The 15,751-nt window shown below is 71.8% G+C and carries 13 protein-coding genes and 1 pseudogene; 6 read left to right on the top strand and 8 right to left on the bottom strand.

Translation table 11 applies throughout. From position 1 onward, the window contains the following. Nucleotides 1–3 precede the first annotated feature (3 nt). The 5 genes from G6R20_RS04315 to G6R20_RS04295 are packed head-to-tail and all read right to left on the bottom strand — an operon-like array spanning nt 4 to nt 5,156. Nucleotides 4–942: a siderophore-interacting protein gene (locus G6R20_RS04315; RefSeq protein WP_096905605.1), complete on the bottom strand. Its 939-nt coding sequence runs from the start codon at nt 940–942 to the stop codon at nt 4–6. Continuing rightward, a complete protein-coding gene (locus G6R20_RS04310; RefSeq protein ID WP_096905606.1) occupies nt 939–1,820 on the bottom strand; it encodes an ABC transporter ATP-binding protein in 882 nt (293 codons plus the stop codon). The genes G6R20_RS04315 and G6R20_RS04310 overlap by 4 nt, the downstream gene beginning before the upstream one ends. Next, nucleotides 1,820–2,911, bottom strand: coding sequence for an iron ABC transporter permease (locus tag G6R20_RS04305; RefSeq protein WP_240341257.1), 1,092 nt, complete (start codon nt 2,909–2,911; stop codon nt 1,820–1,822). The genes G6R20_RS04310 and G6R20_RS04305 overlap by 1 nt, the downstream gene beginning before the upstream one ends. Continuing rightward, on the bottom strand, nt 2,908–4,044 hold the full coding sequence (locus G6R20_RS04300; RefSeq protein ID WP_163375630.1) for an iron ABC transporter permease: 1,137 nt from the start codon (nt 4,042–4,044) through the stop codon (nt 2,908–2,910). Before G6R20_RS04300 ends, G6R20_RS04305 begins: the two co-directional genes overlap by 4 nt. Before the next feature lie 5 nt (nt 4,045–4,049). Next, nucleotides 4,050–5,156, bottom strand: a complete 1,107-nt coding sequence (locus G6R20_RS04295) for an iron-siderophore ABC transporter substrate-binding protein (RefSeq protein WP_163375629.1) — start codon at nt 5,154–5,156, stop codon at nt 4,050–4,052. Nucleotides 5,157–5,410: 254 nt separating this feature from the next. Between G6R20_RS04295 and G6R20_RS04290 the strand changes: the two genes are divergently transcribed. The 5 genes and pseudogenes from G6R20_RS04290 to G6R20_RS04275 all read left to right on the top strand — a co-directional run bounded on the left by G6R20_RS04290 (nt 5,411) and on the right by G6R20_RS04275 (nt 11,327). Continuing rightward, the gene (locus G6R20_RS04290; RefSeq protein ID WP_163375628.1) at nt 5,411–6,967 is read left to right on the top strand and encodes a pyridoxal-dependent decarboxylase; all 1,557 of its coding nucleotides are present in this window, start codon (nt 5,411–5,413) and stop codon (nt 6,965–6,967) included. Continuing rightward, nucleotides 6,964–8,355 carry a SidA/IucD/PvdA family monooxygenase gene (locus G6R20_RS04285; RefSeq protein WP_163375627.1) on the top strand — a complete coding sequence of 464 codons (1,392 nt, stop codon included), beginning with the start codon at nt 6,964–6,966 and terminating at the stop codon, nt 8,353–8,355. Before G6R20_RS04290 ends, G6R20_RS04285 begins: the two co-directional genes overlap by 4 nt. Beyond that, nucleotides 8,352–8,588, top strand: a pseudogene (locus G6R20_RS19100) (hypothetical protein); the annotation flags it as partial. The gene G6R20_RS04285 and the pseudogene G6R20_RS19100, both read left to right, overlap by 4 nt. A 25-nt stretch (nt 8,589–8,613) precedes the next feature. Continuing rightward, complete coding sequence (locus G6R20_RS04280; protein ID WP_240341256.1) at nt 8,614–10,944, top strand: GNAT family N-acetyltransferase; 2,331 nt, start codon at nt 8,614–8,616, stop codon at nt 10,942–10,944. Then, a complete protein-coding gene (locus G6R20_RS04275; protein ID WP_163375626.1) occupies nt 10,941–11,327 on the top strand; it encodes an MmcQ/YjbR family DNA-binding protein in 387 nt (128 codons plus the stop codon). Before G6R20_RS04280 ends, G6R20_RS04275 begins: the two co-directional genes overlap by 4 nt. 94 nt (nt 11,328–11,421) lie before the next feature. Here G6R20_RS04275 and G6R20_RS04270 read toward each other — a convergent pair whose 3' ends face one another. Continuing rightward, complete coding sequence (locus G6R20_RS04270) at nt 11,422–11,940, bottom strand: hypothetical protein (protein WP_163375625.1); 519 nt, start codon at nt 11,938–11,940, stop codon at nt 11,422–11,424. Between the two features lie 375 nt (nt 11,941–12,315). On the opposite strand from G6R20_RS04270, the gene G6R20_RS04265 reads away from it, so the two are divergent. Continuing rightward, complete coding sequence (locus G6R20_RS04265; protein WP_163375624.1) at nt 12,316–14,052, top strand: HNH endonuclease signature motif containing protein; 1,737 nt, start codon at nt 12,316–12,318, stop codon at nt 14,050–14,052. A 68-nt stretch (nt 14,053–14,120) separates the two neighbouring features. On the opposite strand, the gene G6R20_RS04260 is transcribed toward G6R20_RS04265, so the two are convergent. Both G6R20_RS04260 and G6R20_RS04255 read right to left on the bottom strand, forming a co-directional pair. Beyond that, nucleotides 14,121–14,876, bottom strand: coding sequence for an SDR family oxidoreductase (locus G6R20_RS04260; RefSeq protein WP_069389274.1), 756 nt, complete (start codon nt 14,874–14,876; stop codon nt 14,121–14,123). Then, on the bottom strand, nt 14,873–15,748 hold the full coding sequence (locus G6R20_RS04255; RefSeq protein WP_069389275.1) for a DNA-formamidopyrimidine glycosylase family protein: 876 nt from the start codon (nt 15,746–15,748) through the stop codon (nt 14,873–14,875). The genes G6R20_RS04260 and G6R20_RS04255 overlap by 4 nt, the downstream gene beginning before the upstream one ends. Nucleotides 15,749–15,751: the final 3 nt, after the last annotated feature.

The following is a 15,751-nucleotide window of genomic DNA, read 5'->3' as shown; positions in this document are numbered from 1 at the left end:
CGATCAGCACTCCGCGGCGCCGCGCCGCCAGTACCCCATGAACGCCACGGCCTCCTTGGGCACCCCGGCGGCGTCCACGGCGAGGCGGCGCATGGCACGGACGAGCCCCGCCTCTCCGGCGAGGAATACATACGGCTGGCCGGCGGAGACGGCGGTCGCCGGCTGCCACTCGCGCTCCGCGGGTCGGCGCCCACCCAGGACGGTCCGCACGCACTCGTCGCCGAGGTCCAGCACGCCCGCCAGCCGACGGGCCACCGCGGTGCCGGGCTCCCCCTCCCTCGGCAGCACCGTGACGAAGTCGGGAGCACTCTCTGCCAATGCCACGGCATCGCGGTGGGTGGGCACCTCAACGATGATCTGTACCCGACGCCGCGTCACCGAGCCGGCTGTGGCCCGTTCCGCGGCGAGTTCCTCGGCGATCGCCAGCAGCGCCGGCGCGGCGGTCTCGTCACCGGCGCACACGACACGCTCGGCGCGGCCGGGCGCCCAGGCCGCCCACGGCGCGTGCCCGCGCCCGGGTCCGGCGATGTGCACGGTGTCGCCCGGACGTACGGACCGCGCCCAGGCGGATCCCGGCCCCTCGTCGCCCCCGGGGTGGACAACCATGTCCACCGTCAGTGCGGGAACATGTTCCCCGTCCAGTTCGACGGTGTCCGCGCGGCGGACGGTGTAGGTGCGCATCCAGCCACGTTCGGCCTCGGGCAGAGCGAGCCAGTCGCGGATCGCGTCGGCGTCGGGGATCGCTCCGCCGCCACCCGGCGGGGGCACGATGACCTTGATGTAGGCATCCCGGACGGTGCCCGGGTCGACCACGTCGGCGGACCACCGCAACAGGCCGGGCCCGGCCACCACGAGGCGGACGAACGACTCCCCCAGCAGACGGGCGTCGATGACGCGGGTCTCCGAGACGACGATCGGTGCCTCTACGGCTATAGCGGTCATGTGGTCCCCTTTCGTCGTCCCCGGGGCAGCACCACGGGGTGGCCGGTGGCCGGATCGGTGATGATGTCGGCGTCCAGGTCGAACACGCGACGCAAGGTCTCCTGGGTGATCACCTGATCGGGCGGGCCCGCGGCGACCACGCCGCCTTCGGCGACCGCCACCAGGTGATCGGCCACCCGCGCGGCCAGGCTGAGTTCGTGCAGCACCGCCACCACGGTGCGGCGGCCGGTGCCGTGGTCGCGGTGGCCGGCCGGCAGCGGCAGGTCGCGTACGAGATCCAGGACGTCGAGCTGGTGCGCCAGGTCGAGGAACGAGCACGGTTCGTCGAGCAGGAGGGTGGGAGTGGCCTGGGCCAGAACGAGTGCGACCCAGACGCGTTGCCGTTGGCCGCCGGACAGCTCGTCGACCCGCCGGTGGGCGAATTCGGCGGTGCCGGTCATCGCCAGCGCCTCGGCGACGGCCGTGTCGTCGTCGTCGCCCCCTCCCCACCACCGACGGTGTGGGTGCCGGCCGCGCGCGACGAGCTCGGCCACGGTGAGTCCCTCCGGCACCAGCGGGGACTGCGGCAGGAACGCCACGGACCGCGCGTGCTCGCGGGCACGGACCTCGGACAACAGATGGCCGTCGGTCTCGATCGACCCGGACAGCGGGCGCAGCTGACGCCCCAGGGCCCGCAGGATCGTGGACTTGCCACAGCCGTTGGCACCGATGAGCACGGTGGTCCGTCCCGCGGGGAGGTCCAGGTCGAGGTCGCGGATAACCGGGGCGGCACCGTAGCCCAGGGTCAGGCCGCGCAAGCGGAAGGCCGGTTCGGGTTCGGGGCCGAGGTCCATGGGCAGGGCCGGGGTCACGGACGCGACGGGCGCGGGGATGCTCATCAGGCCGCCTTTCTCGAACGCAGGAGGATCCACAGCATGGCGGGGGCGCCCAGTGCGCCGGTCACCACGCCGGTGGGCAGGTCGACCGTCCCCAACGCCTCTGAGGCCACGATGTCCGCGGCCACGACGATCACGGCCCCGGTCAACGCGGCCGCCCCGATGCGTGGGCGTCCGCGGCCGAGCGCAGCGGCGACGGGAGTGGACAGCAGGGCGACGAAGGCGAGCGGGCCGGCCACCGCCGTCGCGGCGGCGGCGAGCAGACTCCCCACCCCCAGAGCGGCAGCACGGGCGGGGACCGGGCGGGACCCGAGGCCGACGGCGAGCTCGGGCCCCAGCTCGGCGGGCCGGAGCGCGGCGTGCAGCCACATCCCCGGCGGGAGCAGGACCACCAGCGCGACGGCGAGCCAGGCGATGCGCTCCCCCGACGCCCCGGACAGCGACCCGACGGTCCACACGGCCGCTTCCTGGGCTCCGGTCAGCGGAAGTCGGGCGATGAGCTGGGTGACCACCGCGGTGCCGAGGGCGGCAACGGCCACACCGCCGAGCAGGAAGCGTTGGCCGACGATCCCGGTGCGCCGGCCGGCGGAGGCCGCCAGGACGATCGCGAGCGCGACGGCGGAGCCCAGCAGCGCGGCGGGTACGACCCCCACGCCGCGCAGCCCCCACAGCGCCATCCCGGCCACGGCCCCGGCGGAGGCGCCGTGGGAGATCCCGAGAATGTCGGGGCTGGCCAGGGGATTGCCGAGGACGCGTCGGAACAGCGCGCCGGACGCGCCGAACGCCAGGCCGGCGAGCGCACCGAGGACCGCACGCGGCAGCTTGTCCTCCATCACCACGAACGTGGCGCCGGGGATCGTCGCCCCGCCGAGGATGGCGATGAAGTCGGGGATGGTCACCGTGTAGCGACCCAGCAGCACGCGAACCGCCATCACCGTCACCAGCGCGACCGCGAGGCCGACGACGACGAGGCCCGCATGCCTGCGGCGGCGGGACGACAGGTGGCTGACGATCTGCTCGGTCTCGGCGAGCTCGGTGTGGGTCGAGGCGCCACTGGCGGGGCCGGCCGTTCGGTCGAGGACGTCGGGGCTCACGAGCCGCCCACCCCCCGGTTCGCGCGGAGCAGGGCGATGAGGAACGGCACACCGATCGCCACGGTCATCACCCCGACGGCGATCTCCCCGGGCGGGGCGACCACACGCCCGACCGTGTCCGCGAACAGCAGGACCACCGGCCCCACGATCACTGACAGGCCCAGGACGACGCGGTTGCCCACCCCCACCAGCCGCCGCAGCAGGTGCGGCACGAGCAGTCCGAGGAAGGCGATGGGGCCGGCGAGCGCGGTAGCGACCCCGGACAGGATCACCACACCTGCCAGAACCACGGCGCGCCCGACGACGGGTCCCACTCCCAGCCCGCGGGCCAGGTCGTCGCCGAGCGCGAGGGCGTCGAGGGTGGCCGCGCCGGCCAGGACGAGGGCGAGCCCCAGCAGGATGAACGGCGCGGCGGCACCGATCTCGGGTGCGGACGCGCGGGCCACCGAGCCCAGGCCCCAGAAGCGGAACCGGTCGAGGACCCCGGGAAGGGCGATGACCAGCGAGGAGGTCACCGCGGTACACCCTGCGGTGACGGCGGCCCCGGCGAGGACGAGTCCGGTGCCCGAGTCGGCTCCGAGTCGGCCGGCGCCGACCACCAGCATGCCCGCGGCCAGGGAACCGACGACCGCGAACAACGCGACGGCGGACGGGCCGGCGGCCGGCGCGAGGGCCAGCCCCAGCACCACGCCGAGCGCGGCGCCCGCGGTGAGCCCGAGCAGGCCCGGGTCGCCGAGCGGATTGCGGGTGGCGCCCTGGAGCCCGGCGCCCGCCACAGCAAGCGCGGCCCCCACGAGGATCGCGGTGATCGTGCGGGGAACCCGGGCGGCCACCACCACCTCGTCCATCCCGGTACCCGAACCGGGGGCGAGGGTGGCCATGAGGTCACCGGCGAACACCTGCGACGGGAGCGCCGCCAACACCGACCACACCACCGTCGGGTCGACGGATCGCGCTCCCACGAACAGCGAGAGTGCCACGCCCGCGACGAGCAACGTCGACGAGGCCACCGTGCCGATCACGACACGGTGGCGCCGCTGCACGGTCGGTACGGCCGGCACCGCCGACCCACCCGCCGACCCGCCCGCCGGGAGGACAGGCGGGTCGGCGGTGCTCGTCGCGGGGCTGGTCACGCTTCTCAGGCCTGCTCTGCCGCCGCGATGATGTCGGGCACGACGTTCTCCAGCGCCCACGGCAGGCTCAGCGGCGACGAGGCGGAGATCGAGAGCACCTGCTGCTCGTCGGTCTGGACGACCATCCGCCCGGCCTCGACCGCGGGGATGCGCCCGAGCAGCGGGTCGGACTCGATGGCCTCGCGGACCTCCGGGGAGGTGGCGTAGGTGACGAGGATGTCGGACACCAGCTCGTCGGCGCGCTCGGGTGACCAGGTCACCGCGAACTCCTCGGGCGAGCCGCTCGAGGCCTCGGCGACGACCGGCGCCTGGACCATCCCGAGCTGCTCGAGGAAGCGGGGGCGGTTGTCGACGTCGGTGAAGGCGTAGATCTTCTCCGCCGCGTCGGGGTCGACGGTGCCGTAGATGAAGGTCGTGTCGCGGATTCCCGGGTTGTCCGAGGCGACCTGATCGATCTGCCCCTCGACGTCCGTGATGAGCTCCTCGGCGGCCTCGGAACGACCGAGGGCCTCGCCGATCAGCCGGGTTGAGTCCTGCCACGCGGTGCCGAACGCGACGTCGCCCTCCGGCATCGCGATGGTGGGGGCGATCTTCGAGAGGGTCTCGTACTCCTCTGCGGTCATCCCGGAGTAGACACCCAGGATGAGATCCGGCTCGAGGGCGGCGATCGCCTCGGTGTTGATTCCGTCGGTCTCGGAGTACAGCGTCGGCATGTCACCGCCGACCTCCTCCAGCTCCGCGTCGAACCAGTCGGTGGACCCGTTCGCGTTGGCGCCGAACGAGTTGCGGGGCATCCCCACCGGAACCACGCCCAACGCCAGGGAGACGTCGGCGTTGACCCAGGAGATGGTGGCCACCCGCTGGGGCGCCTCCGGGATCTCGGTCTCGCCGTAGGCGTGCGCGATGGTGCGGGGGAACTCGCCCTGCCGCTCGACCTCGCCTCCCGCGCCGGCGTCCCCGCCGTCGCCGACGGCGCCGGTCGAGCACCCGGCCAGCACGGCCAGGAGCGCCGCGAAGGCCGCGAGGGCCACGAGGACCGCCCGGGCCCGAGGGAGCGCGGGGCCGTCAGGTCCGTCGAGCGTCAGCCGGGATCGTGTAGCGGGTGCGGTCATGGGGTCTCCGTCTGGTGTGGAACGTCGCCCGGCCCGAAACCGACCCAGGCGACTTAGGCTTGGCTTACCTTGGTGGGCGTCACCGTAGCGGGAGCCGGACCCTCAACGCAACAGCTACGTCAAAGATTTCCACTTCACCTGTCCCGCAACGTGATTCATGTCACTCTGCTGTTGTTTAGGCAAGCCTACCCTGCATAGCGTTCGGTCGCGCCACTGTCCCCGAGTAGGTCGGAGTACCCGTGAACGATCCATTGTTGAGCAGCCGGAACCGGGAGGCCCACGCCGCCGCCCTGGCTGCCGCGACCGCCGAGGTGAGCCGGTATCTCGACGGTCGGACCACGCCGCGCTCGTCCGCGTCGCCCTCGACGTTGGAAGCGCAGACCGCCGCCGTCGATCTCGCCGCACCGCTGGGCACGCTGGACAGGGCACTCGAGGAGGTCCGGGAGCTCTACCTCGACCACGCCGTCGGCTACCACCACCCGCGCTACCTCGCCCACCTCAACTGCCCGATCACCATCCCGGCGGTCGCCGCCGAGGCACTCGCGACATCGGTCAATACGGCTGTGGAGACCTGGGACCAGGGAGCGTCGGCGTGTCTGATCGAACAGAGGCTCATCGACTGGGTCACCGGGCTCATCGGTTTCGACGCCAGTGATCTCAACGCCATTGCTTTCGACGCCAGTGATCTCGACGCCACCCACCGCCCGGACGGCGTCTTCACCACCGGCGGTACCGCCTCCAACCTGCAGGGCCTGTTCACCGCCCGCGAGGACCGCCTCTCCCGACACGGCCCCGGGCGCCGGGGGGCGGAGCGGGACACGGACCGCGGCGCCCGACTGACCCGCCTGCGCATCGTCACCGGCGAACACGCCCACCTCAGCGTGGTCAAGGCGGCCCGCCTGCTGGGACTCTCGCCGGATGCGGTCATCACCCTGCCCGGAGACGGCGACCGGATGGACCCCGCGACCCTGGACCGCACCCTGTCCGCGCTGGCCGACGCCGGGGACGAGGTCGCGGCCGTCGTCGCGCTGGCCGGCACGACCGACCACGGCGCGATCGACCCGCTGCGGGCGGTCGGTGGGGTCTGTCGCGACCACGACGTCTGGCTACACGTGGACGCCGCGTACGGCGGCGGGCTCCTGGTCTCCCCGACGCGCCGGGGCCTGCTCGACGGGATCGAGCTCGCCGACTCGGTGACCGTGGACTTCCACAAGACGTTCTTCCTGCCGGTGGCCGCCTCGGCGCTGCTGCTGCGCGACGGTTCGGGCTTCCGCCACTCCACCGTGAGCGCCGACTACCTCAACCCCACCGACGGCGACGACCACGCCGTGGACAAGTCCCTGCAGACCACCCGCCGTTTCGACGCCCTCAAACTGTGGATGACGCTCCGCGTGCTGGGCGCTGACGGAATCGGCCGTCTGCTCGACGAGGCGATCGACGTGGCCGCCCGGATCGGCCGGACGATCGAGGCCGACCCGGAATTCGAGTTGGTGCGGCGCCCCGCCCTGTCGACGGTGCTCTTCCGGCCCCGGCCCGCGGTGACCGCGCCCGACCGTCCCGTCACCGACAGCGCACTCACTGACGACGAGGCCGACGCCCTCGTGCGCCCCGTCCGCGACGCGCTGTTCGCGGAGGGGCGCTCGCTCGTCGCGTCGACGGTCGTGGACGGCCGGCCCTGTCTCAAGCTGACGGTCCTCGATCCGAACCTCGAAGACGAGGACGTGGCCGTCGTGCTGACGGACGTCCGCGACGCCGCTCGCTACCTCGCCGAGGGGATACGCGAGGCCACGACCGCGGGGGTGCTGACGTGAGCACTGACCTGGGCTCCTCCCGTGTGCACGACCTGCTCGGCGTCGGTATCGGCCCGTTCAACCTGGGCCTGGCGTGCCTGGCCGAGCCGCTGGGTCTGGACGCGGTGTTCCTCGATTCCCGCGACGGTTTCGCCTGGCACCACGGACTCATGTTCGACGACGCGACCATCCAGGTGCCGTTCCTCGCCGACCTGGTCACGTTGGCGGACCCGACCTCGCCGTATTCGTTCCTCGCCTACCTCAAGCAGGTCGGGCGTCTGTACCCGTTCTACATCCGTGAGAATTTCCAGCCGCTGCGCGCCGAATACGACGCCTACTGCCGGTGGGCTGCCGAGCGGGTGCGCGGCCTGCGCTGGGGGCGGGAGGTGGTCGACGTCCGACGGGAAGACCAGGGACGAGAGGGACCGGGCGACGACGACGAGGCCCCCGTCTACCGTGTCACCGCCCTCACCCGCGAGGGCACCGAGACCTATCGCGCCCGCCACCTGGTGCTGGGGATCGGCACGACCCCGTGGTCGCCGATCGACACGGGACTGCTCGACGGTGGCGGCACGGTGGCTCTCCACGCCTCCGACTACCTGCACCGGCGGGAGGACCTGCTCTCGCTGGGGTCGGTGACCGTGGTGGGCAGTGGCCAATCGGCCGCGGAGATCTACCACGACCTGCTCTCCGCCGCCGCCGGCGACGGGCCGCGCGTCGACTGGCTGACGCGCTCGCCGCGGTTCTTCCCGATGGAGTACACCAAGCTCACACTCGAGATGACCTCGCCCGAGTACATCGACCATTTCCACGACCTGCCCCCGGACCAGCGCGACCGGATGCTGCGCGAGCAGCGTTCGTTGTACAAGGGCATCGACGCCGAGTTGATCAACCAGATCCATGATCTGCTCTACCGCCGTTCGGTCCAGGGCCTGGACACCGGGCTGCTGGCCGCCGCCACGGCCCTCGACGGTGCCCGCCGGGAGGCCGACCCCGCCACCGGCACCGGCCCCGCCACCGCCTCCGGCGCTGCCCTGCGCCTGGACCTGCACTGCACCGACACCGGCAGGCAGTGGACCCATCACACGGAGGGACTCGTCCTCGCGACGGGCTACTCCCCCACGCCGCCGCGGTTCCTCGACGGGATCGCCGAGGAGATCGACAGGGACGGCCGCGGGCGCTACCGGGTGGCCCGTGATCACACCGTCGACCGCGCACACTCCTTCATCCATGTCCAGAACGCGGAGGAACACACCCACGGGCTCACCGCCCCGGACCTGGGCATGGGAGCGATGCGCAACAGCATCATCCTGCGCGGGATCTGCGGCCGCGAGGTCTACCCGATCGAGTCGTCGATCGCGTTCCAGCAGTTCGGCGCCCCGACCGCCCGGCACCAGGAGGCACGATGAACACCACCGCCCCCACCCACACCAGCACCGTCCACACCGGCACCGTCCACACACCCGCCGGGTTGGTCACCCTGGAACCACTGGCCCTCGACCACGACACCGTCCGCACCCTGCACGCATGGCTCGACCATCCCGGTTCCGCCTACTGGGGTATGCGGGGTACCACCCCGGCGCAGGTCGAGGAGTTCCTCACCGACTGGTCGGCGAGCCCGCACCGGTCGGTGCACATGGTGCGCATCGACGGTCTACGTGTGGGCCTTGCCGTGTTCTACGACCCTGCCGTCGTCGAAACTCGACGGCCGGTACCCGCACGAGCCGGGCGACCTCGGGATGCACCTGCTCGTCGCGCCCACCCGCACGCCGGTCCCCGGCACGTCCGCGGCCGTGATGGGGGCCATCTGCTCGACCGCGTTCGAGGTGCCGCTGTTCGGCGCCCCGGCCCGCCGGGTGGTGGTGGAGCCCGACATCCGGAACACCGCCGTGCACCGGCTCAACGCCCGCGCCGGCTTCCGCGAGGACGGCCCCGTCGACCTGCCCGACAAGACGGCGCTGCTCTCCATCTGTAGTGCCGAGGCGTTCCGCGAGTCGGAGATCGGCCGGACGGCGACGCCGGTCTCGTCGTCGTCACCCCCGGTCACACCGCCACCCCACGCCCACCTCACCGGTCACGCCATGCGCCGCGCGCACCGCCACCTCTGCGCCAAGGCGCTGGCCGAGTTCTCCCACGAGCGGCTCCTCGCGCCCACCCGCTCCACTCACACCGGCGTCGGCCCGGACACCTACGAAGTGCGCGCCGGCGGCGAACGGTGGACGTTCCGCGCGCGGGTGCTGCCGTTGGAGCACTGGGCAATCGACGAGGCCTCGCTGCGCCGCGAGGTCGACGGTGTCCCGGCCGAGCCGGACGCGCAGGAGCTGATCCTCACCCTCGCGCCGCACCTGGGGATCCCCGGGTCGCTCGTGGGCATCTACCTGGAGGAGATCGCGGCCACGCTCGGCTCGGCGGCGTTCTGCCTGCATCACCGCGATCGCCCCGCACAACAGCTGGCGGAGGCGGGCCTGCAGGAGGTCGAGGGCGCGATGACCGAGGGTCATCCCGGGTTCGTCGCCAACAACGGCCGCGTGGGCCTGGGTCTGTCCGACCGTCACCGTTACACGCCCGAAGCCCCGTCGACCGTCCGGCTGGTGTGGCTGGCAGCCCGCCGCGGCCTGAGCCACCTGGCCACCGTCACGGGCCTCGACGAGCGCGACCACTACGCGCGCGAGTTCGGCACCGAGGCGCTCGTACGGTGCGATGACCGGCTGCGCTCACTGGGCCTCGACCCCGCCGACTACCGCCTCCTGCCCGTACACCCCTGGCAGTGGCAGCACGAGGTCGCGGTGGCGTTCGCCCCCGATCTCGCGCGCCACGACCTGGTCCACCTGGGCGAATCCGACAGCGAGTACCGGCCACAGCAGTCCGTCCGCACCTTCTTCGACGTGACCCACCCCGAGCGCGGCTACGTCAAGACCGCCCTCGCCGTGCAGAACATGGGGTTCACCCGCGGCCTGTCGCCGAAGTACATGCGCGACACCCCGGCCGTCAACGACTGGGTGGCCGGGGTCGTCGCCTCGGATCCGGTGTTGCGCGCGCTGGATTTCCAGATCCTGCGGGAGGTCGCCGCCGTGGGCTACACCGGCGACGCCTACCACCGGGCGGCCGCGGCCGGGATCTCGGACGAGGGGCCGCACACCAAGATGATCGCGGCCCTGTGGCGCGAGAGCCCCGTTTCGCGGCTGGCCCCCGGAGAACGTGCCGTCACGCTGGCCTCGATGCTGCACGTGGACCTGCACGGGCGGTCCCTCGCCGTCGAGCACCTCGAGCGGTCGGGCCTGGACGCCCGCACCTGGCTCCGGGCGCTGCTCGACGCCTACGTGCTGCCCGTCGCGAGGTGCCTGCTCGTGCACGGGCTGGTCTTCATGCCGCACGGTGAGAACGTGATCGTGGTGATGGGCCCCGACCACACCGTGCGCCGGGCGCTGTTCAAGGACATCGGCGAGGAGGTCGCCGTGGTGCGTGACCGGCCTCTGCCCTCTGGGCTCGAGCGGATCCGCCACGTGGTGGACGCGGAGACAGCCGCACTGAGCGTCCACACCGACGTCATGGACGGGGTGCTGCGCCACCTCGCCTCGATCCTCGACGTCGCCGGGGTGCTCGAGGCGGATCAGTTCTGGGACGAGACGCGGCAGTGCCTGGAGACCCTGGCTCCCGGCGGCGGCCGCGGCGGCGAGGGTCGCGGCGGCGAGGGGCACAACGGCGAGGACCACGACGGCGGGGACTACGACGGCCGGGTGCACGACGGCGAGGTGCACCGTCCCACCTGGGAGGCGCTGTTCGCTCCGCGGTTCAAGCACTCGTGTCTCAACCGCCTGCAGTTGCGTAATACGCGGCAGATGGTCGACCTGACCGATCAGGCCGGGTCATTGCAGTTCGCGGGGACGCTCGCCAACCCGCTCGTCTCCCGGCTGGTCCGGGACGACGACACGCCGGGCGAACCGCAGCGTCCCCCTCGCCCGGGCGCAGAGCCGGCGACGGTAGCGTCGACGGCATGAACGGACGGGAACTCCAGAAGTGCGCGGCGATGCGCGCCCGCGAACTGCCCGCGTCGACTCTGGAGTTCCCGTTCGGGCCGGACTTCGATGTGTTCAAGGTCCGCGGGAAGATGTTCATGTTCCACGCGGTCGTCAACGGCGAGGGTCAGGTGATCCTCAAGGCACTGCCGTCGGACTCAATGGCCCTGCGCGATGCGCACGCCGACATCACGCCCGGGTACCACATGAACAAGCGGCATTGGATCTCGCTGCACCCCGGCGGCACGCTGACCGCGGACATGGTTTCCGAGCTGGTCACCGAGTCCTACCGACTCGTGGTGTCGGGCCTACCCCTGGCGCAGCAGCCCGTCGAACCGCACGCCTTCGGGCGCCAGCAGCGTTAGGTAGGCCGACGCCCACCACCCGGATCGACCCCGCCCCTTAGCCAGGGCCTTGGGGTTGGAGTCCGGGCGCGGGGCGCGGGGCGCGGAAGCCGCCTCAGTTCTCCGGAGTCAGCGCGGCCTCGGAGACAGAACCCAGTCGATCACCCACGGACCCCTCCACCGACTCTGTGGCGGACCCGGTGTCAATCTGATCCTCGAGCGACGCGCCGACCAGCGGCACGCCGGACACCACCGCGCCGACGGAACCCTGGACGTCTCCCTCGAGCAGCGCATCCGCCGACTCGGCGACCGGGTTGAGGACCATGCAGATGACTCCCACCGGAACCTGCAACGGCACGCCCATCAGGTTGGCGGCAGCGCCGGCCGCCGAACCGAGATTGCACACGAGGGTGGCGGTGGAACCCAGCGGTCCGGAGGCGTAACCGGGCAGAGAACCTGTAACGGAACCGGGCAGCAGCTCGCCAGCCTCGCCGAGATAGCCCCCCTCGGTCTCCGATGCTCCCGGGAGGGAGTCGGAGCCGGTGGCTTCCGAAGTCTGGGCGGCGGCGGCCCCCGTAGAGAAGACGAGGAGCGCGGCGGCCACGGCTCCGGCACAGGTGATGGTCTTGGTCATGGAACGCCTCCGAGTTTGGGTCTACGGGGCATCCACCCCAAGCAATCAAGAAGAGTGGATCATACATTTCGCTGAAATGGGCGATCGGTGATTGCAATTCAATGGATAGGCCAGAAGCGGAAAAAACCCTTGCTTGTTCGAATGCGTGTGCGTATCATAGAACACAGATTCGATACCAGGTAGCCGGACGGTCAGGGGGTGGAGCACATGGGCGGAAACGCAGACGCCGCGGCCGGTGGCCCGTCCCCGTTTGGTGGCTCGCCCTCGTCTGGTGGCTCGCCCTCGTCTGGTGGCTCGCCCTCGTTTGGTGGCGGCGCCGGTTCCGCGGCGCCCGTGTCGCTGTCGGGGTTGCGGGCGGCGGCGCGGGAGGGGTGGATGGGCGAGAATCGTGCGGCGGCGCGCCGGTTCGTGGCCTGTTACGAGTTGTTTGTCGAATGCCAGCGTCGGGAGGAGTCCGGGGCGGGCGGCGGTGAGTGTCGGCCCGGTCATGCGGTRCTCGATCCGATCGATGTCGCGGCCGGGTACGTGGTGTCGGCGATGGCGATCTCGACGGGCCGGGCCGAACGGATGATCACCTTCGCCCTCGATCTGCACCTGCGGTATCCGGCGATCCTGTCCGCGATGGCGCAGGGGCGGCTGGATCTGCAGGCTGCGAATATCCTGGCCTCGCAGATGGCCACCGTCCACGTCGATGTGCTCGAGGCGGTGCAGCGGCAGGTCGTCGAGGAGTATCTCGCCGCGATCGAGGGCGGGGTGCGCCTTGGTGAGAAAGCCATCCGCGGCAACGTCGATGCGATCATCGCCCGCTACGACGCGAACGGGATCCGCTTGCGCCGTCAGGAAGCGGCCCGCACCCGCGGGGTGCGGTTCCATAAGGGCGTCGATGGCATGTCCAGTGTCTCGGCGATCCTGGCCACCGAGGAAGCAGCCGTCCTGGCAGAGGCCCTCGACCAGCGCGTGAAAGACCACAAGTACGCCGACGCCCAAGCCGCCGCCAACACCCAAGCCGAGACCGACACCGCGGGCGCTGGGACTGGCGGCGCGACCACTGGCCACGGCACTGGCGCTGATGAGGTTGAGGATTACTCGATCGCCGAGCGTCGCGCCGACGCCCTGATGTCCCTGGTGTGCGGCGATCCCGGCCTAGCCGGCACCCCGGCCCGCCCCGGCCGGCCCGGCGCGCCGGGTGCCGGGGTGGCGTTGCGGCCGAAGGTCACCGTCATCGCCACCGGCAACACCGCCCGCGACGCCGGCGGCGCCCGAGTGGAGTTCACCCGCACCGGCCAGGCCGCCCTGCAGGCCCTGCTCGACATGCTCGCCACCAGCGACGGAGCCACCTTCGAGCCCATCGATCCGCGCATCGGGGCCGCCGATGACGCCCGCGCCGCCCTGAAATACCGGCCCGGTGCCCAGTTGGCCCGCCGGATCCGGCTGCGCGATGGCACCTGTCGCCACCCCGGCTGTGCGATCCCGGCCGAGGCCTGTGATCTGGATCATGTGGTGCCGTTCGATCAGGCCGACCCCCAGCGGGGCGGGCACACCATCGAGGGCAACCTCGCCGCAATGTGCCGGCGCCATCACCGGTTCAAGACCTTCTCGGACTGGATCTACGACCTGCAGCCCGACGGCACCCTGCTGGTGCGCACCCCGGACGGTTCGACCATGCTCACCCGACCCTCCGGCCCACTGGCCGAGTACCGGCGTGAACAGGCCCGCGCCGAGACCGAGGCGTGGACCCGGCAGCAACGCCGCAGCCCCGGGCCCACCGGTGACGAGAAGGCCGACGCGGAGCCGACGTTCTGGTCGCGCCGCGCGGCCCGCCACCGCACCGAACGCCGCAACGCCGAACGCGCCCGCACCTTTGACCCCACCCCACCCGCGCCCGGCACGGGGACGGGCACCGGGAACGGCACGAGCACAGGCGGCGCCGGTTCCAGCGCCGCCGCGGCCGAGGACGCCACGCCCGAGAAAGCCACCCCCGCCAGCGCCACCCCTGAGAGCGCCAGCCGCTGGTGGGCCCGCAACAAGCCCCACCACAGCGACATCGAAAAAGGCATCCGCGCCCTACTCCACGAACGCCTCGACGAACTCATCGACCCGCCACCCTTCTGACACCACGAGGGCCGCGCCGGGCATGACGGCGCGGCCCTCGTCGGCGCCCGGGTGGGGCCACCAGTGGGTCAGACGAAGCGGCGGCTGATCTTCTCGGGCAGGAGCGTGAGCAGCGGCCCGATCGCCTTCCACGGCTTGGCGGGAACCAGCGCGCGGGTGGGCTCGGCGTCGATCGTCTTGACCAGCGCGTCGACGCCCTCGTCGAACTCGGTCATCAACGCGGTCTTCACCGACCGGTTGATGTCCGTGCGGATATACCCCGGGAGAATGTCCGTCACCTTGATCCGGCTGCCCGCACTGTCCAGCTCGGCGTAGAGACCCTGCGCCAGGGCCGAGACGAACGCCTTGGTCGCGCCGTAGGTGTTCTGCGCCTTCGGCATGCCGCGCAACGAACTCACCGACGAGATGAACACCAGGTGCCCCTCACCCCGGGTGAAGAGCCGCTCCATCGCCGCCTCGGCCTGGTTCAGCGTCCCCACCACGTTCACCATGGCGGTCTCCCGGTTGGCGTGTGCCTTCCCCGTGCCGATCGAGGCGCCCTTGCCCAGCCCGGCGTTGAGTACGAACCGGTCGATGCCGCCGAGCTCGGCGTCCAGCTCGCCGAACACCCGCTCCACCGCGTCACCGTCAGCCACATCGAGCTCGCGGACCGCCACCGTGATCGAGGGATTCGCCGCCAGCAGTTCGGCTCGGAGCTCCTCCAGGCGGTCCAGGCGCCGCGCGCACAGCGCGAGGTTCTTCTCCTGCGCGGCCCAGCGGCGGGCCATTCCCTCCCCGAGGCCAGAGCTGGCACCGGTGATCAGAATCGTTTTGCGGTCGGTCACGAGTTCTCCTCCGTTGGCGATGCGCCCAGTGTGGCACGACGCGGCTGGCAGGACGGGCAACGGTAGGCGATGCGATCCAGGGAGTCGCTCGGTTCGTCCGGGTCCGCGAGTCCTCCGAGACGGAACGTCTCCACCTCGGTCCCGCACCGGCGGCACGGCTTGCCGTCGCGGCCGTACACCCACAGCTCGCGCCCGCGCCGGGTGTCGCCGGTCGTCACCCGGACTGTGCGGTCGGCGTTGGCCACCAGCATCCGCCGCGCCAGTGTGACCATCGCACGGAGGTCCGGCACGACCTCGACCGGATCCCGCGGGTCCACCCCGCGCAGGAAACACAGCTCCGCCCGGTAGACGGTCCCGATCCCGGCCAGATTGCGCTGGTCGAGCAACGCCTCGCCGATCGTACGAGTGGGTCGCTCGCTGATCCTCCGCACGACCTCGTCTGTGCTCGTCACCGGGTCCCAATCCGCGCTGAGGAGATCGGGCCCGAGGTGGCTGACGGCGCGGTCGGCCTCGGCGGGGGTCAGTGCGCGGAGCAGTCCGAGTTCCGTGCCCACCACCTCGACGTCACCGGCACGCAGGAGCAGCCGGACGGTGTGCGCGGGGAACCGCCACCGGTCCCCCGCACGCAGGACGTGGATGCGGCCCTCCATCTTGAGGTGGATGTGGAGGGTGACGGGGTCACGGCCCTCATCGTCGGGGCCGACGACGACGAAGAGGTGCTTCCCCCGGGACCGGGCCGTCACCACCGACCTGCCCGCGAGATCGACGGCGGCGAATCTCGGTACACGGAGCTCGCTCCTGTCCAGGGTGCGGCCGGCGAGGGCCTCGCGGACCCGCGCCGCAGCCCGGTGCACCGAATCACCCTCGGGCACGGT

This window comes from Dietzia sp. Alg238-R159, from assembly GCF_900537145.1.
Taxonomy (GTDB): Bacteria; Actinomycetota; Actinomycetes; order Mycobacteriales; family Mycobacteriaceae; genus Dietzia; species Dietzia kunjamensis.
The sequence above is the reverse complement of the archived record's forward strand: the minus strand, read 5'-3'. Positions and strand labels throughout refer to the sequence as shown.

Coding starts and splice junctions, on each gene's coding strand:
- G6R20_RS04315 (WP_096905605.1), bottom strand. CDS start 942: ATGACCGCTATAGCCGTAGAGGCACCGATCGTCGTCTCGGAGACCCGC.
- G6R20_RS04310 (WP_096905606.1), bottom strand. CDS start 1,820: ATGAGCATCCCCGCGCCCGTCGCGTCCGTGACCCCGGCCCTGCCCATG.
- G6R20_RS04270 (WP_163375625.1), bottom strand. CDS start 11,940: ATGACCAAGACCATCACCTGTGCCGGAGCCGTGGCCGCCGCGCTCCTC.
- G6R20_RS04295 (WP_163375629.1), bottom strand. CDS start 5,156: ATGACCGCACCCGCTACACGATCCCGGCTGACGCTCGACGGACCTGAC.
- G6R20_RS04275 (WP_163375626.1), top strand. CDS start 10,941: ATGAACGGACGGGAACTCCAGAAGTGCGCGGCGATGCGCGCCCGCGAA.